This window comes from Streptomyces sp. NPDC014623 (assembly GCF_043088245.1).
Classification (GTDB): Bacteria; Actinomycetota; Actinomycetes; order Streptomycetales; family Streptomycetaceae; genus Streptomyces.
Map to the genome: position 1 here is coordinate 82,037 of NZ_JBIBZU010000005.1, position 16,886 is coordinate 98,922.

Here is a 16,886-nt window from a genome sequence, read left to right on the forward strand (position 1 = left end):
CCGTCTCGTTCACTTCGGTGCCGGCCGGAAGCCGGGTTGTCTGCCTTCCGGCCGTGCTCGGCACGAACGAAGCCACCTGAACGCCGGGTGCGACTGGGCCTTGACCACCGTGCTGAACGCCTGCGCCTCGTAAGCCGCGGGGCGCCGCACAGGTCGCCGGGGCCCTGATCGACTGAGGGGGCGTATCAGGCACGGGACATCGAGCGAGGTCCGGTCACACAGCGGAGCCATCAGGGAGCTGACCGCCTGCGCTGTAGCGCTCGAGTGCCCGCCTCAGCAGGCCCTTGCTCTCGGCCGGGCTCGGCGACTGTGCGCTGAGCGAGTCCAGGATCCATCTGTACTCATCCGTGCTGTCCTGCTTGTTCACGGACGTGGCATTGGTGAGGTGCTCGATGTACGCGACATCGGGGAGTCCGTCCATCGCGAACCGCAGATATGTGATGCCGTTGCCCGGAGACGTGTGGGCGGTCACCTCGAAGGGTGCCACCTGCACGATCACATGCGGCAGTTCCGTCATCTCCAGCAGGTGGGCAAGCTGCTCCCTCATCACCCGGGCGCCGCCCGTAGGGCGCAGCAGCACCGCTTCGTCCAGCAGCACCCACAGCTTCGGGGCGTCGCGTCGCTGCAACAACTGCTGCCGTCTGAGCCTCAGTTCGACACGGCGCCGGGTGGTCTCCTCCGATTCGAGGGCGTGCCCTGAACGCACCACCGCATAGGCGTAGTCGGCTGTCTGCAGGAGTCCCGGGATGTAGTGGCCTTCGTACGTGCGGATGGACGCAGCGGCCTCCTCCAGGCCGACCAGGGGCTCGAACCAGTCCGGCAGCACGTCGGCGTAGTTGCGCCACCACCCCCGTCGGCCGGCCCTGCGCACCAGGTCGATGAACTCGGCCGTCATGACGGGGTCGGTCACACCGTAGAGCGCGAGGAGATCGGCGGCGTCACGCTCCTTGCACGGGGAGTGCCCCGTCTCCATCCGGCTGATCTTCGCCGTCGAGCACCGGATCCGGTCAGCCGCTACGTCGGGCGTGATGCCCGCCTCGCCACGCATCCGCCGCAGTTGCGCGCCCAGAACAAGGCGCAGCGCCGTGGGACTCGCCCCCGTGGCCGCGGCGAGCGTCGGCTTCCGTGAGGGCTGGAGCGGTTCGATGGCGGGCATGCGGGCTCCTGAGGACGGGCGTCTTGACGCCAGTGTGCCATCAGGAGCCCACGAAGGCCCGGCCGATGCGAGAGCACCGCGCCTTTTCAGCCCGTTCTGCCGCGTATTCAGCCGGTCATGGTGTCGAAATCACCGTCCCTGACACCCGCGAGGAATGCGCGTACCTCGTCTCCGGTGTACACGAGGGCAGGGCCTTCGGGGTACCTGGAGTTGCGCACGGCCACTTCACCACCGGGCAGCAGCGCCATCTCGACACAGTTCCCACTGGGGTTGCTGTGATGACTCTTCTTCCATTCCACGCCGGTCAGGGAGTTGGCGGGAACGCCGTTGTCGATGTGCTGCATGCGGTCCATTCCTTTTCGTCGCGCTGGCTCGACCTGGTGTGTCACCAGGGCCCGCGCCGGGTGAACAGGTGTCCTCCGCTCACACCCCTGGGTGCAATTCCGGATGCAATTGCACCCGATGCACGGACGGCGAGGATACTAGTGCCCATCCGGCCCTCACGACACCATGAACGGGCCTTCAGCGGAGGGTCGTCAGCGTTCATGCACGCGGAGAACACACCACGTCAAGGAGCAGCCCGCGTGCCCGGTCCGGCCGGGCACAACGCGGACCCGCACGAGGAGCTGGCGAGGGATCTCGGTATCGGGGCCCCGGGATTCACGACCCGGGGCCTGGACGCGGGTCCGGAAAGCCTGCGGCAGGCCCGGGCGTTCGTCCGCGATGCACTCGAGGGCTGGGGCCTGCACTCCTGTGCGGACGATGTCGCTCTTGTAGCAGGCGAGTTGATGAGCAACGCGGTCTGCCACGGGTTACGGCCCGCCCCCGGGCACGGCGAGCGGCCGTCGGCCCGCCTCGGCCTCGCCTGTCAGGAGGGGACGCTGGTCTGCGCGGTGAACGACCCCAGCCCCGAGGTGCCCGTCCTCCGGCCTGCGGACGAGTCCTTCGAGCGCGGCCGCGGCCTGCGTATCATCGACGCGCTGAGCAGTTCCTGGGGCTGGGCGCGGCACACCGGCACGGGCAAGACCGTCTGGGCCAGGATTCCCGTCCTCCGGCCCCCAGCGCCTCACAGCCCCACCAGAGCCGTCCAGGCCTCCGCCAGCAGCGCATGCCCCAGCGGGGTCGGGTGGACTCCGTCACCCGCGACGTGTTCGGCGCCTCCGGCGGCGCGCGCCGCCTGGTTGAGCAGGCCGTCCGCCGCCAGCAGTGCGGCGTCGAACTCCTCGGACAGCCGGCGAACCGCCTGAATCCGGGGGTCCAGGTCGTCGCGCCAGGCCCACTGTTCCTCGCGTACCGGCACCAGGAAGGGTTCGATGAGAATCAGCTGAGCGTCCAGTTCGTCCCGTACCTGCGTGAGAATGGCGCGGTAGTCGTTCTCGAAAGCACGTGCCGAGGTGACGGCGCCGGAGGAGTAGCGGCGCCAGGTGTCGTTCACGCCGATCAGGACCGAGACCACGTCCGGCTCGAGTTCCAGGGCGTCCTCACGCCAGCGGGCGCGCAGGTCCGAGACGCCGTCGCCGCTGACTCCGCGGTTGATGAACGTGATGCCGCTGTCGGGCCGGGCGGACCGCACACGCTCAGCGGCCACCCGGACGTAGCCGTTGCCCAGAGGGGCGTCCCGCTCCGCCAGTCGCCCTACATCGGTGATGCTGTCGCCTTGGAACAGAACGGTTGCTGAGCGGTGCAGGCTGATGGTCACGCTGTGCTCCGAACGGTGAGGAGTCAAAGGCAGAGATCGGTCCTGCCCACAGATGCCCGGTGTGATCCGGACCAGGCCTGCGGGGCCCGGCATGATCCGGACCAGGCTCAGCCGGCGGCGGCCGGTGCGCGCACCGCACTGAAGTCGAGCGCGCTCTCCACCTCTTGCAGGGTCTCTTCGGCCACCCTGCGCACCTCGGCCGGAACGTCACCCTGCTCCTCCACCAGACCGGCGTAGATCGGCGCGTCGGATGCCTCTGCGAAACTCACGTGAAACTGCCTATCGATCGGTTATGCCCGCCAATCAGCGGAAACGGGAGCCGAGTGTACGCGTTCCCGTCCGGCCGTCGGGGAGCGGGCCCGGAAACCGGTCGGAGCCACCGGAAAAACCGGGTGTCGGCGGTGGCGCCGTCTGCGAGGCCGGTTCCGCCGGAGACGGTGCAGCCCAGAGGCCGGAGCGCCGGTCTCCAGAACCGGACGCCGCGGGTTCGGCTCCTGCCTCCCCTGCGGGACCGGGGCCCCGTCTGTCGTCAGGCGGGGCCCCGTCCGCTACTCGATGACGAGCTCGACGTCGATGTTGCCGCGCGTGGCCTTGGAGTACGGGCAGTATGCGTGTGTCGCCTCGACCAGACGCCTGCCGGTTTCCCCTTCGAGCGCCTCAGGCAGTTCGACGCGCATGACGACCGCGAGACCGAAACCCGATCCGTCCTTGCCGATCGAGACCTCGGCTGTCACGGATACGTCCTTGGTGTCGACCTTCATCTCGCGGGCGACCGAGCTCATCGCGCTCGCGAAGCAGGCGGCGTATCCGGCGGCGAAGAGCTGCTCCGGATTGGTGCCTTCCCCGTTGCCACCGAGTGCCGGCGGCAGGGCGAGCGCGAGGTCGATCCGTCCGTCCGAGCTCACTGCTCTGCCTTCACGGCCGTTCGCGGTGGCGGCAGCGGTATACAGCGCGTCCATGGGTTGACCCTCTCTTGTACGACAGCGACCGGTCCCGGCCACCCCATGAGAGTGACACACAATTAAATTGCACACAACTAAATGATGGGCGGCAAGCTACCCTGGTCCCATGACTTCACCGCCGCCCCCGGTTCCTGACCTGAACCAGTTGCCGGACACCGAACTGCTCAAGCTCGACCACCAGGTCTGCTTCTCCCTGCAGGCGGCCTCCCGCGCGTTCGGCGGCCTCTACCGGGAAGCCCTCAGGGACCTCGGCCTCACCTATCCGCAGTACCTGGCGATGATGGTTCTGTGGGAGCACGGTCCCCTTCCGGTCAAAACGATCGGCGAGCGGCTGCACCTGGACTCCGGGACGCTGTCGCCGCTGTTGAAGAGACTGGAATCGGCCGGTCTCGTCAGGCGGGAGCGCAGTCCGCTGGACGAGCGGTCGGTCACGGTCCATCTCACCGACGCCGGAGCGGGACTGCGCGAGCGCGCACTGCCCGTCCCCCGCTCGATCCTCGGAGCGACGGGACTGTCGGTCCAGGAGGTCCTGGCCCTGCAGGAAACCCTGGGACGCCTCACTGCCTCCCTCGGCCGGACCGGCTGACCCGTCCGGCCCCACCGACGCTCACGACCGGGTACCGCGCAGCGCTCGCAGGACTTTCCCCGCCGAAATATGATGCAGGAACTATCGCAACGCGGAGCGGCCCATGAACCGGCGTCGAACTCCCCGGTCGGCGAGTGCCGAGGACCTGCTCAGCACCTTGCAGCATCTGACTGCCCGCGCCCGGCAGGAGGTGGAGCTGCATCAGGCTCGCGTCGAGCTGGCCCAAGCCCTGCAGCGCAAGATGCTGCCCGCGGCGTTGCCTGCCTTCCCTGGCCTGCAGACCGCTGCTCGCTACGCTCCCGCTCGCGACGGGCTCGACATCGGCGGAGACTGGTACGACGGCTTCGTCCTGCCGGACGGGGCACTCGGCCTGGCCATAGGCGACGTCCAGGGGCATGACGTGGAGGCGGCCGCCTTCATGGGGCAGATCCGGATCGCCATGCGCGCCATCGCCAGTTCGGCCGCCGACCCGGGTGAGGTGATGGCCCGCACGAACGATCTGATCCTGTCGATGGATTCCGCTCTCTTCGCGACCTGCTCCTTCTTCCAGCTGGATCCTCGGACCCGGGAACTGCGGAGCGCCCGCGCGGGTCATGTCGCGGCCGTGTGGGCGACCGCCGACGGACGCTCCGGCATCACCGCCGATCCGGGCGGTCTCCCACTCGGCATCGAACTGCGTCAGCACTACCCGGTCACCCGGCGCGATCTGGATGACGCCGGCGCTTTCGTGCTGCTCACCGACGGCGTCATCGAAGGACCCTCGCTGCCGATCGACGACGGTCTGGACCGGATCAGGCGTCTGGTGAGCGCTCACGCCGGCGCCGACGCCGAGGAACTGGCGGACAGGGTGCTCGAGGCCGCTGTCTTCACGGGGCACGAGGATGACGCGGCGGTCCTCGTCCTGCGCCACGGCGACGCTTCCTCGGGGCCCCGGTGAGCACGAGCCCCTGCCGCGCGTGTCATAACGGTCTGCTGTCATGAGCGGTGTCTTATGAGACGCGTGATCCGCAGCGAGGAAACCCGACGCCGGGCCGTGATCGTCATGCAGATGCTGGGCATCGCCGCGGCCTACTACGCGTCAGGACGGCTCGGTCTGCTCAGACCGGTGGGAGTGGAGAACTCCGTCGTCACACCGCTGTGGCCACCCTCCGGTATCGCCGTGGCGTCGCTGCTGTGTCTGGGCCTGCGGATCTGGCCCGGGATCGCGCTCGGCGCTCTGTCCACCGTCATCTCGATGAGCGACGGCTTCACCTTCTGGGGTCTCGCTGTCACGGCAGGCAGCACCCTCGCCCCGTTGTGCTCCTTCCTGGCCCTGCGCGCCATGGGGTTCCGCCCGGAGCTGGGCCGCCTGCGTGACGGCCTCATCCTGGTCTTTCTGGGGGCCATGGGAGGGATGCTGATCAGCGCCACGGTGGGTGTCGGGGTCCAGACGCTGAGCGGTGCGCTGCCCGCCTCCCAGTTCTGGCAGGTCTGGTCGGCCTGGTGGGCGGGGGACACCATGGGCGTACTGATGGTCACGCCCCTGCTGCTCGTCCTGCGCAAGGTGCGGATGCCCAGGCTGGACGACCGGTGGGCGGAGGCTGCGGCGCTCGCGGTCGTCGCGGTGGGAGCGACGGTCGTCGCGACCAGGAGTCAGCTGTCCGTGATCTATCTCCTCTTCCCGGTGCTCATCTGGGCCGCCCTCCGCTTTCAGTTGGCGGGCAGCGCTCCATGCGCCTTCCTGATGTCTGCCATGGCGGTCATCGCCGGGACCGACCAGGTCGGACCGTTCGCCGACCACTCGGTGCTCGAGATCATGCTCAACCTGTGCATACTCAACGGCTGTGTGGCACTTACCGCTCTTCTGCTCGCGGCGATCGTGACCGAGCACAACAACATCCGGCACGAGACGGAGGTGGCGTGCGAGGAGCTGGCCGCGCTCGTGGAGGAACTCGCACCGCGGCCGTCGGCGGAGGGCCGGCCGGACGGGCCGCGGGGCGGGCTTGGCTAGGGCCTCAGCCTGTACGGGGGAAGTGGTGTGCCAGGAAGTCGTTGCGGAACGTGCCCGAGGGATCGAACCGCTCGGTCAGCCGCTCGAAGTCGGCGTGGTGGCCGTACAGCTCCCGCAGCCTGCTCGGCTCAGTGTTGAAGACCTTGCCCCAGTGCGGTCTGGCTCCGAACGGGGCAAGGGCGTCCTCGATCACGCTGAGGACAGGCGTGACGGCCGCGGTGTCGGGCACCCAGGTGAAGTGGAACGCCACGGAGTCCCTCCCCTGGGCCGGGCTGAGCCACAGGTCGTCGGCGGCCACGGTGCGGATCTCCCCGATCTGCAGCAGCGGTGAGAACTGCTGCCGGATCCGGTCGAGGGCTTCGTAGGCGGCCACGGCGTCATGCCGGGCGACGAAGTACTCGGACTGCAGTTCCTCCCCGTTGCTCGGGGTGAATTCGAGGCGGAAGTGGGGCAGCCTGGCGTGCCAGGGGCCGGGGACACCCTGCTGCTGTGTGCAGTGCTCGGCCGCTACGCCGGGAACCGGATGCCTCGGCCCCCGCGCGAGCTTCGCGCCGTGCCACTCGTGCGGGGCGGTGCGGGGGCCGTCGCCCGAGACCCGTTGTTTGAGCCATACCTGGTCGACCGGTCCCCCGTGCCAGCCGGTGAAGAGGCTCACGCTGTAGGCCTCGGACATCACCTCGTCGAACCGGCCGAGCAGCTGCTCCTGTGGGAGCCCCTCGTACACCCACTGCTGGATCTCGAAGGCGGGTACGAGGTCCAGGGTGAGCCGGGTCACCACTCCCAGTGCGCCCAGAGAGACCACCGTACCGGCGAAGTCGGGATCCCCGCGCTCCAGTGACACGATGCGGCCGCCCGCGGTGACGAGTTCCAGCGCCCTGACGGCGCCTGGCAGGGAGCGGTTTCCCACACCTGAACCGTGGGTGCCTGTGGCACACGCTCCGGCTACGGAGATATGGGGCAGCGAACCCAGGTTGTGCAGCGCGAACCCGCTGCGGTGCAGGGGGCCGGTCAGCTCCCCGAAGCGCAGACCGGCACTCACCGTCGCGGTACGGGCTTCCCTGTCGACCTCGATGGAGCGCGGCAGTCCCGCGACGGATATGAGCACACCGGGGGTGTCGGCGACGGTGTTGAAGGAGTGGCCGGTGCCCAGCGCCCGGACGGCGGTGCCGGCGGACACCAGGTCCTGGAGTTCGGCGACCGAGGAAGGCGTGTGCACCCGCTTCGCGCCGAAGGTGATGTTGCCGGCCCAGTTCGTCTGGCGGGCGGACGGAGCGTGCGCCGAATGGTCGGTCATGCCTCCGGAGCTTACGCTGCGCCCGTCTGCGGGTTCAGGGTGCACACGACGCCACCGACGGCGTGGCTCGAGGGTGTCTGACGCCCGTTCCTGCCGGTCGGTACACCGTCCGCCTGTCCTGGCGATGCCCGGAGCGACGTCGCCGTGTCCCTCCGGGCGCGGCGGAGGAGTCAGTAAGGCAGGGGGCGGCCGGACGGTGTTCGCAGGTCCAGCGGGGGCGGCCCCGCGGGCGGCTGCGGACGTCGGACGATCTGGATGCGGCCCATGGCCACCACCCCCTTCTGGTAATCCGGTATCTGCCCATCCGGAGGCTCTTCACACGTCGAGTGCCCGTCCGACCGCCCGGCGGCGCTCGCGGATGCGGACCCGGCGATGTGCGGTGACCCTGGACAGGGGGAAGCCGAGGCGAGGAGGAGCCGTCATGTCCGCGCTGGACAAGATCAAGAAAATGCTCAAGGGCCACGAGGACCAGGCCGGTAAGGGCGTCGACAGGGCCGGTGACATGATCGACGACCGGACACAGGGCAAGTACAGCAAGCACGTCGACACCGGCCAGGACAGGCTCAAGCGGCAGTTCGGCTCGGACCGCGGCCCGGACGACCCGCCTCGCGCCTGAGTCATCCCGCACCATCGCGTCTGCACGTCGTCCGACCCTCTTCCCGGTGCCGGATCCGGTGACGGCCACGCCGTCACCGGATCCGGCACTCGACGTGTACGGATCTCGAGCACTTGACCGGATTCCTGTTATCGTCCCCGCCGCAGGGCGTCTCCCGAGTGTGGGAAGTGACAGAACAGGACCCCGGAAGAGTGAGCACAGCATGGGCGAGACACGCGAGACGGCGTTGATCAGAGCCGCGCAGAACGGCGACCCCGAGGCGCAGGACCGGCTCGTCGCGTCCTACCTGCCACTGGTCTACAACATCGTCGGCCGGGCACTGAACGGTCACGCCGATGTCGACGACGTGGTCCAGGAAAGTGTGCTGCGTATGCTCCGAGGCCTCCCTTCGCTGCGTACCCCGAAGAGTTTCCGGTCCTGGCTCGTGGCCATCACCATGAACGAGATTCGCGGGCACTGGCGCGAGCGCAGGACAGGGGAGATATCCGCGGAGCGGGTGGAGGACGCGTACGAAGTCGTCGATCCCGCCGCCGATTTCGTCGAACTGACGATCGTCCGGCTCGGCCTGACGGGCCAGCGCCGAGAGGCCGCCGAGGCTACGCGGTGGCTGGACGACGAGGACCGCGAGCTGGTGTCGCTCTGGTGGCTGGAGACTGCGGGCGAGCTGTCCCGGGCGGAGGTGGCGAGCGCCCTCGACCTGTCACCCCAGCACACCGCGGTGCGCGTCCAGCGGATGAAGGAGCGGCTGGAGGCAGCCCGGGTGGTGGTACGCGCCCTGGCGGCGGACCCGCGCTGCGTCCTGCTCGAGGATTTGACGGCCCGGTGGGACGGCGTACCGTCCGCGCTGTGGCGCAAACGCCTGGTGCGTCACGCGCGTGAGTGCACGGTGTGCGCAGGGTACCGGTCGGGCCTCGTCCCGGCGGAGGGCCTGCTGGTGGGCCTCGCTCTCGTCCCCGTGGCAGCGTCGGCAGGTGGTCCGGCGGCAGAGTTCCTGCCGACGGCGTCCCTGCCCGCGGCAGCCGCCGTGTCCGGACCTGGGCGTGCCGAGCGCCGGAGGGACGGCGTCAGGCGTCGCCGCCGCCGCACCACGGTCGTCGCCGGACTGGCGGCGGTCGCGGTGCTGGGAGGCGGCGGGACCGCCGTGCACCTCTACACGGACGGCTCGGGTGAAGAGCCTGTGACCAGCGTTGCTCCACTCACCGGCCCGTCCGTACCGGTGAGCACACCGTCGTCCTCGTCGGCCTCCCCCTCCTCACCCCCGCCCTCCCCCTCGTCGGCATCGCCTTCGCCGTCCAGGACCGCGTCCCCATCCGTTTCCAGGGCCCGGAGCACCCCTACCGAGAAGGCGCCCAGGAAGCACACGCCGTCCTCGGAACCTGCAGCCGTGCCGAAGACCTCGTCGGCCCCGTCGGTGACCGAAGAAGTCGTCGCTCTGGTCAACACCGAACGGGCCGAGGCAGGTTGCGGTCCGGTGAGCGGCGACAGCCTGCTGGCGAGGGCCGCGTCGGGTCACTCCGCGGACATGGCGAGGCGGGACTACTTCTCCCACACCTCGCCGGAAGGCACGGACCCCGGCGCGCGCATCACCGCCGCCGGGTACCGGTGGAGCACGTACGGCGAGAACATCGCGAAGGGCCAGCGGACCGCCGCGGCGGTGATGGACTCCTGGATGAACAGTGACGGCCACCGGGCGAACATCCTCAACTGCGCTTTCAAGGAGATCGGCGTCGGCAGGGAGGACTCGTCCGGCGGCCCCGTGTGGACCCAGAACTTCGCCGCCGCACTCTGACACCCGAGGCCCGGACGGGCGGCGGTGGTGCTCGGCCGTCCTTGGCGGGGCTCCGCCGGGCAGATCGGGAGGGTGCTCGTACTCCTCCCGTTACCGGCCGGGAGCGGAAAGCGGCGGGACGCGTGTACGGTCTCCGGGTCTCGGTGGACTGCGCGAGGACACGGTCGTGGCTCAGAGACTGCATCCCGGCCACTGGCACCGGGCTGCCCACCGCCGTCGTGTTCCTCGTCGAGCCCGGTCCCGGGCCGCCGGCCTCACGGCTGGTGTGCCGGGCCGCGGGTACCACTGCGGGCGAGGCAGTCCCCGGCGTCGTCGTCATGCAGGTGCCCGGGCCGTTCCGGCCGACCGCGACGGGGGGCGTGCTGCGGCGCGCTCCTTCCGGGCGTCGCCCGCGACTTCGCGGTGAGCGCCCGCTTCCGTGATGCGGCGCGTGATCACCGAATCGCAGTGTGCGGTGCCGGGCTGCCCCGGTCCGGCGCGGCCGACCGGGTTCTACGCCACCGTGGCCGGAAGGGAGGCGGACCGGACTGACAAATGGTGGACTCCGGACGAGGCCCGGGCGGCGGTGCACGCTCCGGCCGGATCGGTGCTCCGCCTCCGGCGGGTCGAGCAGTACCTGCCTCCCCGAGGGCCGGCCTCTGCCCGCCCCGACAGTTCCACCCGGACTTCGGTGCGCCGGATCCGGGACGGCGAAGTCCGGGATCAGGTGCTCACGCTCGGGGCGAGCGTGCTGAACGGGGAATCTGTGCGCGCGGCCGGCGTGTGTGCGCAGCCGGCGGGGCATCCCTCCTGTCCGGCGCTCCGCTGACACCGGGTGCCTGGGGTACCCCCGGGCACCCGGGCCGGGTCAGCGACTGATCATGGTCAGGGCGGCGCAGGTGCCGCACACCGTGCCGACGGTCAGAACGGAGACCGCCACGCAGCGGGACCTCAAGCGGCCGTAACGGGCGGTGTACTCGCCCCGGAGTTCCACGGCGCGGTCGGCGATCCTTGTGAGCGTCTCCCGGCAGGCCTCCACCCTGTCCGCCACATAGACGCGTTCGACGTCCTCACGCTGGGCGATGGTGAGCCAGGGCAACGCTTCGGTGAAGCGGCGGGCATCTCGGCGGGCCTTCTCGATCTCGGCGGTCAGGAGCAGGTAGCCCTCCACCTGAGCCAGGCCCCGGGCGGTCTCCTTGTCCGGCTCCACACGGTCCTCCTCTCATCGAGCCGTCGCCTCGGTTCCTATACCTGCTTGTCCCCGGGAGCCACCGTGACGGGTTCGCCGGGGTGGGTCATCGCATCCTCCAGGGCGCGGACCGAGGGGTGGCGCAGATCGAACACCGGTGATTCGGAGCGGATCCTGGGAAGGGCCAGGAAGTCGCGCCGAGGAGGTGGGCAAGATGCCACCCATTCGAGCGAACGTCCGTAATCCCAGGGGGCCTCGGCCTCCTTGCCGTACTCGGCGGTCCTCCGCACGTTGTGGAGGAAGGGCAGCATCGACAGCCCCAGCAGGAACGATGCGCTCGTCGAGATCGTTTTCAGGCCGGTGAAGCCCTCGGCGGCGAGGCAGTCCGCGTAACGACGCGGCATGTCTTCGGCACCGAGCCAGTGCTGCACCGGGAAAGTGCCGTGCAAACCGGCGGACAGCGGCGTCGCGAACATCAGCAGCATGACCGTGCCGTGCATCGTGAACGCATGGTGGTGCTGCTCGTTCGACATGGTCTGCGCATCCGGCCGGGCCGGCTCGGCGCGCATGACGAGTGCCATGATCCCGCCGATGGCGAAGAAGGCGAACGAGGTGCTCAGGTACAGCGTGCCGATCGTCTTGTGGCCCGCGGTGGCCAGCCACCGGATGACCGCGTTCCCTGGCTGCCGACGGCGTACAGACAGTTCGTCCTGACAGGCGGCACCGGATTCCACCGATACTGAGGGACCCCTTGTCGTCACTGCGGCACTCCTTCGGTCGACGGCCGGTCGTGGGCTCGGCGACCAGGATGGACGACCTATGGTGGTGACGCAGGTCGCCTCCGTGCGCACTGCACCGGTGGCTGGTAAAGGACACTCCACTGGCCGATGGTCAGGACGCCCGTGTTGACGAACGAGCCGCGCCTTCGGAAACGCACTCCGCCTCAGACCGTGGCCCAGTCGCGCATCGCCTGCCGCGAGGGGAAGTCGGCCACGTTCTTGTCGAGCGGGTCATCGGTGTACTGATGGATGCGCCACGCCGCGTCGATCCTTGGGTCGGCCGCCTTTCCGTAGTCGGCGACCCAGAGCCCGTCGCCGGTGTAGGAGCTCGTGTCGTGGTTGATCCAGAAGGAGCGGTTGCAGTAGAGCAGGACGCGGTGACGGGGCCTCAGCCGTTTCACCTCCCGGATGAAGCGGTCCTTGTCCGCACTGCTCGCGCGCGTTCCTTCGCCCGTCTGCTCCCAGTCGACGGCGAGGAGATCGCCCTCGCGCTCGGGTGTTCTGCCGAGGAAGTACTCCGCCTGCTCCTTCGCGTGCCCGGGCCAGAGGAAGTGGTAGAAGCCGACCACGCAATCGGCGTCCCTGGCGCGTTTCACCTGGCTCTTCAGTCTCGGATTGACGTAGGAGCGGCCTTCGGTCGACTTGACGATGACGAAGTCCAAGCCGTCCGTTGCGAAGTCCGTCTGGAAGGCACTGACGTCGACGCCGTGCAGCACAGGCCACCTCCACGTGGGGCATTTGCTTCCGGTTCCCCCTCCCCTACGTGCCCACCAGGAGCTGCCCCATCCGCCGTCCCGGCGCTGAACCGATTCGCCGCGCCAGGAATAGTGCACGTTTCCCGAAGGTTGGGGATGCGGCAAGAGCTTTTCGCTCCAGGCACCCCGCATCGGAAGGTCGGATTCATGAAGATCGGCATCATCGGCGCAGGCAATATCGGCGGGAATCTGGTCCGGCGGCTCACCGCGCTGGGGCACGACGTGTCCGTCGCCAACTCCCGGGGGCCCGAGACGCTGAGGGCACTCGCCGAGGAGACGGGCGCCACGCCGGTCGTGTCCACGGAAGCGGCGCGGGAAGCACGGATCGTCGTGGTGACCGTCCCGCTCAAGGCGGTCCCGGACCTGCCCTCGGGCATCCTCGAGGGAGCGGCGGACGATGTCGCCGTCATCGACACGGGCAACTACTACCCGCAGCAACGTGACGGGCGCATTTCCGCCATCGAGGAAGGACTGACGGAGAGCCGGTGGACCGAACAGCAGATCGGCCACCCGGTGATCAAGGCTTTCAACGGCACCTACGCCCAGGACATTCTGGACAAGGGGCTCCCCCACGGCACACCCGGCCGACAGGCCCTTCCGGTGGCCGGCGACGACCCGGCGGCCAAGCAGGCGGTCCGGGACCTCATCGACGAGCTGGGCTTCGACACCGTGGACGCGGGTGGCCTCGACGAGTCCTGGCGCCAGCAGCCTGGTACGCCCGTCTACGGGAACCGGGGCGACGCCGAAACCATCGTGAAGGCCCTGGCCGATGCCTCCCCGGAGCGCACCCCCGAGTGGCGCGCCTGACCGAGCGGCACGCGGCCTCCGCGGCGGGCGTACCGCTCCCGCACCGGAGCCCGTCCGGCCGCCGGTGGGACGCGGTGCGGGCGGGGCCGGGTTCGCCGCCCGGCATGTGCGGACTTCTCGGGGTCCTGTGCCCCGGGCACTCCTACGTGTACGCAACACTGTTTCGACGGACCAGCACTGCCGGCCGTTCGCACATGCTCCGCCCGGCTCGGATGTGAAGCCCTGGCCGGCCGAGGACGAGGAGTACCGTATGCCCCGCACGATGTCCGTATCGGACAGCATCCTGATCCGGGCGACACCGTCAGCCGTGTACGAGAGGTTGAGCGATCCCACGGCCATGGGACGCTGGAGTCCGGAGAACCAGGGCGCGAGGATAATCGGGGAACAGCGGAGGGCTCATGTCGGCATGGTCTTCGAGGGGCGCAACAGACGCGGCTCCTTCCGCTGGACGACCAGGTGCACGGTGACGGCCGCCGATCCGGGCGAACGGTTCGCCTTTCGCGTGCACGCGATCGGGGTACGGCGACCGCGACTGCCGGGTGCTGTCGCACTGTGGGAATACCGCTTCGAGGCGGTCGACGGCTCCACCCGTGTCACGGAGACCTGGACGGACGACCGGCGGGCATGGCCCGACTTTCTCGCCAACGCCTTCGACCGGGTCGCGACGCGTGGGCACACGTTCGCGGAGTTCCAGCGCGGCAACATCCGCACGACACTCGAACGCCTCAAGACCGCGATGGAGCAGGACGGCCCGGAGAAGGCCGGAGCGCCGGAGGACGGTCCGCGTCGCGGGTGAGCTGCGGGCCGGACTGGAGCTGGACGTACAGGGCTTCGACACGGTCTCGCCGGACTCCGAGCCCTGCCGGGTCTCGGTGTACGGCTGACCACGTTCGTGGAGCGCGTCGTCAGCCCGTCACACCACCGTCGGCTGCGCGGCCCCGGCAGGGAGTACTCCTCCGGCATCCCGGGTGGGGCCGCTCCACTCGTTCGAGCAGTACGTACGCGAACGCCCCGCTGTGCCGTCATTCGATCCGTCCAGGGGCGTCCTTGCGCCGGCCGGCGAGCAGTGGGGCGTTGTGGCCACCCCCTCCGGTCGCCGTGAAAGAGGGTGCGTGTTCCGTGGGATACCGAGGTGCGGCGTGCGCACCGGGGCCCGGGAGCGGCCGTCGCCGTGAAGCTCCACGGCATGGGCTTCGTCGCTCCCGCCGTCCTGCACGGGGTGCACCGGGCAAGCAGCGTTCGTCACCCCGCGAACGGAAAGATGATCCATATGAACCGCATGCTCGGCCATGTGGGTAGCGACCGGGACGAATCCGAATCGGTGCCTCCGAATCGGGGCAGGGGCCCCCTCATCCTTGTCGATCGCGAAGTCCGCCGGCGCGGTCGGCGGCAGCGCCGCACAACAGAGTCCGAAGCAGTTCATGCGGTCGGCGTGCGGGGCGGCCCGCTCGATGACGGGTGCGGTGTCCGGGTCGCCATCGGGACGTGCCCGGTTCCTTCGGTGTGTGATATCCGCCGGCCTTACGGGTGTGCACGGAGCCGGCGGAACGGCCTCTGTCAGTGAGCGGGCGCACACTTGTCCGCAGAACTCGGCACGGGTGTGGAGGGCAGGGCATGAGCACGTCTCAGGACAGAGGCTTCGAACCCGCGACCGGTGACGGCTCAGCGGCACCGGACGACGCGGCCGGGCGCGCCCAGGAGGTGCGGACCGCTTTCGAAGGCATGCTTCAGATCAGGCGGCTGTCCTGTGCGGGGCGGGCGGACCCCGAGAGCGAACCGGCCCCGTGGGAGCTGCACCGGCCGCTCCGTGCCGTGGCGCTGGCCTTGGAGGCCACCGGGATACCCGCGTCGGCGGTCGGCCCGTCCGGAGAGCGGACCGTCACAGGCTATCGCGTGTGCCTGGGGGAGGTGCCCGGCACGGTGCGAGTGGAGTGGGCCGGTCCGCCGGGCGGTGGAGCAGCACACAACGAGGAGGAGGCACTGGCCGGGTGCGCCACGGCACTGCGTCGACTGGGCTGGACGGTGCTGCTGTACCGCGGTCCGCGCCGACGGCGCTTCCTGGAGGTCGAACCGCCGCCCGCGCCCCGCCCTTGAAGGGTGTTCCGCAGCGGTAGAAGGGCGTTGTCAGACCCATGAGGGATGCTTGACGGTCCGACACCTCTGACCGGGAGATGCTGAGATGCAAGAAGCCGAAATCGCTGCGGCCCGGGCGTACGTCCGTTTGCTGGCCGCTACGCGCGCCGCGCTCTCCGACCCGGCCGAAGCTCCTCTGTACATGCCGCTGCTCTCCTCTCCGATCGAGGAGGCGGACGAGGCCCTGCGGAGCGCCGGCCTCGCGGGGAACGAGGGCAGGCTCTTCGCTCTCGTGCGGAAGCTTCAGCCGAGCCTGACGGGTTCCGGTCACTGACAGGTCCCGGTCGCAGTGGGTGCTCCACCGGCAGGGCCCGGCAACGGGCGTCGGACCGGGCACTTCGCCGGGGCGTCCACCGCGGCGGGCCGTCACTCACCGACCGCCGTACAGGAGTGAGCCGGCGGTGGTGAGGTGTCCCTCCGGTCCCCAGCCAGATCTTCAGCCCGGAGAGGAGCATCGGCCAGCCACCGTGGAGTTCCTCGCCGGCGCCTCACGAAGTTCGTCGCGGGTGACGGCCGGCCGGGCAGGATTCGCGGGCGGACCCGGTTTTCCAGGTGACTCGGCCGGGTCCTCACCTTGTCGCTCCGGAGCACGACCATGCGCCGGGCCGGCTTGCACGACGGGTCGGCCTCCGGAGCACGGCCCTCCCCGGCCGACCAGGAGCGTTCGGCGCATCCGTCTCGAGGCGCACACCCTGGGTCCGGTCCGAGATGACGCGGGCGCCGGAGCCGTGTCCGCTCCTGGCCTCAGGGCCGGTGAGCGCCTCCCGGAGACGCGCGGGGCTCCGGCTCACTCGTCCGCCCACCGGTTGCGGACGAAGCGGACAGGTGCCGGGGCCAAGAAGTGCGGCTTCTCCGGCCCCGCCGTCGCGCGACGGCCCGGTCCGCTGCTTCCGACAGCTTCAGGCCTTCATCACCGTGAACCGCGTGCTCTCGAAGCGGGACGCCGACGCACCGCGTGTCTGCTCCTCGTCGTGGACCACCTCCTCGGACAGGCCGTGTCGCGTCGGACCGGCCGGTGCTTCGCGCACGGAGTCCGCACAGCCAGGGCAGATGGCCTTCTGGTCACACACCGGTGCACGGCAGTTGAGGGGGACCCTCCGTGCCGAACTCGATGAATTGATTCAAACCGAGAAGAAACTTGGCTGGTCGCTT

At 69.7% G+C, this 16,886-nt stretch carries 19 protein-coding genes, 1 tRNA gene and 1 pseudogene; 12 read left to right on the forward strand and 9 right to left on the reverse strand.

All coding sequences use genetic code 11. The annotated features are described in order from the left end of the window. Nucleotides 1-214: 214 nt before the first annotated feature. Together ACF1FZ_RS10815 and ACF1FZ_RS10820 are read right to left on the reverse strand one after the other, a co-directional pair. On the reverse strand, nucleotides 215-1,156 hold the full coding sequence (locus ACF1FZ_RS10815; RefSeq protein ID WP_391773027.1) for a helix-turn-helix domain-containing protein: 942 nt from the start codon (nucleotides 1,154-1,156) through the stop codon (nucleotides 215-217). A gap of 107 nt (nucleotides 1,157-1,263) precedes the next feature. Next, on the reverse strand, nucleotides 1,264-1,500 hold the full coding sequence (locus tag ACF1FZ_RS10820; RefSeq protein ID WP_391773028.1) for a DUF397 domain-containing protein: 237 nt from the start codon (nucleotides 1,498-1,500) through the stop codon (nucleotides 1,264-1,266). Nucleotides 1,501-1,701: 201 nt separating this feature from the next. Between ACF1FZ_RS10820 and ACF1FZ_RS10825 the strand changes: the two are divergent. Continuing rightward, nucleotides 1,702-2,184: pseudogene (locus ACF1FZ_RS10825) on the forward strand (ATP-binding protein); the annotation flags it as partial. Nucleotides 2,185-2,222: 38 nt separating this feature from the next. On the opposite strand, the gene ACF1FZ_RS10830 reads toward ACF1FZ_RS10825, so the two are convergent. Both ACF1FZ_RS10830 and ACF1FZ_RS10835 read right to left on the reverse strand, forming a co-directional pair. Continuing rightward, nucleotides 2,223-2,855: an SGNH/GDSL hydrolase family protein gene (locus tag ACF1FZ_RS10830; protein ID WP_391773029.1), complete on the reverse strand. Its 633-nt coding sequence runs from the start codon at nucleotides 2,853-2,855 to the stop codon at nucleotides 2,223-2,225. A gap of 107 nt (nucleotides 2,856-2,962) precedes the next feature. Continuing rightward, nucleotides 2,963-3,124: a hypothetical protein gene (locus ACF1FZ_RS10835; RefSeq protein WP_391773030.1), complete on the reverse strand. Its 162-nt coding sequence runs from the start codon at nucleotides 3,122-3,124 to the stop codon at nucleotides 2,963-2,965. Nucleotides 3,125-3,296: 172 nt separating this feature from the next. On the opposite strand from ACF1FZ_RS10835, the gene ACF1FZ_RS10840 reads away from it, so the two are divergent. After that, a tRNA-Trp gene (locus ACF1FZ_RS10840) sits at nucleotides 3,297-3,354 on the forward strand. Between the two features lie 49 nt (nucleotides 3,355-3,403). Here the strand turns inward: ACF1FZ_RS10840 and ACF1FZ_RS10845 are convergent. Next, a complete protein-coding gene (locus ACF1FZ_RS10845) occupies nucleotides 3,404-3,814 on the reverse strand; it encodes an organic hydroperoxide resistance protein (protein WP_391773031.1) in 411 nt (136 codons plus the stop codon). Nucleotides 3,815-3,923: 109 nt separating this feature from the next. Between ACF1FZ_RS10845 and ACF1FZ_RS10850 the strand changes: the two genes are divergently transcribed. The 3 genes from ACF1FZ_RS10850 to ACF1FZ_RS10860 all read left to right on the forward strand — a co-directional run bounded on the left by ACF1FZ_RS10850 (nucleotide 3,924) and on the right by ACF1FZ_RS10860 (nucleotide 6,393). Next, nucleotides 3,924-4,403 carry a MarR family winged helix-turn-helix transcriptional regulator gene (locus ACF1FZ_RS10850; protein WP_391773032.1) on the forward strand — a complete coding sequence of 160 codons (480 nt, stop codon included), beginning with the start codon at nucleotides 3,924-3,926 and terminating at the stop codon, nucleotides 4,401-4,403. 103 nt (nucleotides 4,404-4,506) lie between these two features. Next, nucleotides 4,507-5,340, forward strand: a complete 834-nt coding sequence (locus tag ACF1FZ_RS10855; protein ID WP_391773033.1) for a PP2C family protein-serine/threonine phosphatase — start codon at nucleotides 4,507-4,509, stop codon at nucleotides 5,338-5,340. 63 nt (nucleotides 5,341-5,403) lie between these two features. Then, entirely contained in the window at nucleotides 5,404-6,393 is a 990-nt protein-coding gene (locus tag ACF1FZ_RS10860) for an MASE1 domain-containing protein (RefSeq protein ID WP_391773034.1), read from the forward strand. 4 nt (nucleotides 6,394-6,397) lie between these two features. On the opposite strand, the gene ACF1FZ_RS10865 is transcribed toward ACF1FZ_RS10860, so the two are convergent. Next, nucleotides 6,398-7,687 (reverse strand): FAD-binding protein, encoded by a 1,290-nt coding sequence (locus tag ACF1FZ_RS10865; RefSeq protein WP_391773035.1) that lies wholly within the window; start codon nucleotides 7,685-7,687, stop codon nucleotides 6,398-6,400. 421 nt (nucleotides 7,688-8,108) lie between these two features. On the opposite strand from ACF1FZ_RS10865, the gene ACF1FZ_RS10870 reads away from it, so the two are divergent. From ACF1FZ_RS10870 to ACF1FZ_RS10880, 3 genes are all read left to right on the forward strand, one after another. Beyond that, nucleotides 8,109-8,303 (forward strand): antitoxin, encoded by a 195-nt coding sequence (locus ACF1FZ_RS10870; RefSeq protein WP_391773036.1) that lies wholly within the window; start codon nucleotides 8,109-8,111, stop codon nucleotides 8,301-8,303. Between the two features lie 202 nt (nucleotides 8,304-8,505). Then, nucleotides 8,506-10,092: a sigma-70 family RNA polymerase sigma factor gene (locus tag ACF1FZ_RS10875; protein WP_391773037.1), complete on the forward strand. Its 1,587-nt coding sequence runs from the start codon at nucleotides 8,506-8,508 to the stop codon at nucleotides 10,090-10,092. 421 nt (nucleotides 10,093-10,513) lie between these two features. Then, on the forward strand, nucleotides 10,514-10,900 hold the full coding sequence (locus ACF1FZ_RS10880) for a VOC family protein (protein ID WP_391773038.1): 387 nt from the start codon (nucleotides 10,514-10,516) through the stop codon (nucleotides 10,898-10,900). 39 nt (nucleotides 10,901-10,939) lie between these two features. Here ACF1FZ_RS10880 and ACF1FZ_RS10885 read toward each other — a convergent pair whose 3' ends face one another. The 3 genes from ACF1FZ_RS10885 to ACF1FZ_RS10895 all read right to left on the reverse strand — a co-directional run bounded on the left by ACF1FZ_RS10885 (nucleotide 10,940) and on the right by ACF1FZ_RS10895 (nucleotide 12,755). Then, the gene (locus ACF1FZ_RS10885) at nucleotides 10,940-11,281 is read right to left on the reverse strand and encodes a hypothetical protein (RefSeq protein WP_391773039.1); all 342 of its coding nucleotides are present in this window, start codon (nucleotides 11,279-11,281) and stop codon (nucleotides 10,940-10,942) included. 35 nt (nucleotides 11,282-11,316) lie between these two features. After that, the gene (locus ACF1FZ_RS10890) at nucleotides 11,317-12,021 is read right to left on the reverse strand and encodes a cbb3-type cytochrome c oxidase subunit I (RefSeq protein ID WP_391773040.1); all 705 of its coding nucleotides are present in this window, start codon (nucleotides 12,019-12,021) and stop codon (nucleotides 11,317-11,319) included. Between the two features lie 182 nt (nucleotides 12,022-12,203). Then, nucleotides 12,204-12,755, reverse strand: coding sequence for a GH25 family lysozyme (locus ACF1FZ_RS10895; protein WP_391773041.1), 552 nt, complete (start codon nucleotides 12,753-12,755; stop codon nucleotides 12,204-12,206). Nucleotides 12,756-12,890: 135 nt separating this feature from the next. Between ACF1FZ_RS10895 and ACF1FZ_RS10900 the strand changes: the two genes are divergently transcribed. From ACF1FZ_RS10900 to ACF1FZ_RS10915, 4 genes are all read left to right on the forward strand, one after another. Then, entirely contained in the window at nucleotides 12,891-13,601 is a 711-nt protein-coding gene (locus ACF1FZ_RS10900; RefSeq protein WP_391773042.1) for an NADPH-dependent F420 reductase, read from the forward strand. Between the two features lie 250 nt (nucleotides 13,602-13,851). Then, a complete protein-coding gene (locus ACF1FZ_RS10905; protein WP_391773043.1) occupies nucleotides 13,852-14,397 on the forward strand; it encodes an SRPBCC family protein in 546 nt (181 codons plus the stop codon). 818 nt (nucleotides 14,398-15,215) lie between these two features. Next, nucleotides 15,216-15,695 carry a hypothetical protein gene (locus ACF1FZ_RS10910; RefSeq protein ID WP_391773044.1) on the forward strand — a complete coding sequence of 160 codons (480 nt, stop codon included), beginning with the start codon at nucleotides 15,216-15,218 and terminating at the stop codon, nucleotides 15,693-15,695. Between the two features lie 85 nt (nucleotides 15,696-15,780). After that, nucleotides 15,781-16,008: a hypothetical protein gene (locus ACF1FZ_RS10915; RefSeq protein WP_391773045.1), complete on the forward strand. Its 228-nt coding sequence runs from the start codon at nucleotides 15,781-15,783 to the stop codon at nucleotides 16,006-16,008. Nucleotides 16,009-16,886 lie beyond the last annotated feature (878 nt).

Coding starts and splice junctions, on each gene's coding strand:
- ACF1FZ_RS10865 (WP_391773035.1), bottom strand. CDS start 7,687: ATGACCGACCATTCGGCGCACGCTCCGTCCGCCCGCCAGACGAACTGG.
- ACF1FZ_RS10845 (WP_391773031.1), bottom strand. CDS start 3,814: ATGGACGCGCTGTATACCGCTGCCGCCACCGCGAACGGCCGTGAAGGC.
- ACF1FZ_RS10905 (WP_391773043.1), top strand. CDS start 13,852: ATGCCCCGCACGATGTCCGTATCGGACAGCATCCTGATCCGGGCGACA.
- ACF1FZ_RS10870 (WP_391773036.1), top strand. CDS start 8,109: ATGTCCGCGCTGGACAAGATCAAGAAAATGCTCAAGGGCCACGAGGAC.
- ACF1FZ_RS10850 (WP_391773032.1), top strand. CDS start 3,924: ATGACTTCACCGCCGCCCCCGGTTCCTGACCTGAACCAGTTGCCGGAC.
- ACF1FZ_RS10900 (WP_391773042.1), top strand. CDS start 12,891: ATGCGGCAAGAGCTTTTCGCTCCAGGCACCCCGCATCGGAAGGTCGGA.
- ACF1FZ_RS10815 (WP_391773027.1), bottom strand. CDS start 1,156: ATGCCCGCCATCGAACCGCTCCAGCCCTCACGGAAGCCGACGCTCGCC.
- ACF1FZ_RS10915 (WP_391773045.1), top strand. CDS start 15,781: ATGCAAGAAGCCGAAATCGCTGCGGCCCGGGCGTACGTCCGTTTGCTG.
- ACF1FZ_RS10910 (WP_391773044.1), top strand. CDS start 15,216: ATGAGCACGTCTCAGGACAGAGGCTTCGAACCCGCGACCGGTGACGGC.
- ACF1FZ_RS10880 (WP_391773038.1), top strand. CDS start 10,514: ATGCGGCGCGTGATCACCGAATCGCAGTGTGCGGTGCCGGGCTGCCCC.
- ACF1FZ_RS10820 (WP_391773028.1), bottom strand. CDS start 1,500: ATGCAGCACATCGACAACGGCGTTCCCGCCAACTCCCTGACCGGCGTG.
- ACF1FZ_RS10855 (WP_391773033.1), top strand. CDS start 4,507: ATGAACCGGCGTCGAACTCCCCGGTCGGCGAGTGCCGAGGACCTGCTC.
- ACF1FZ_RS10875 (WP_391773037.1), top strand. CDS start 8,506: ATGGGCGAGACACGCGAGACGGCGTTGATCAGAGCCGCGCAGAACGGC.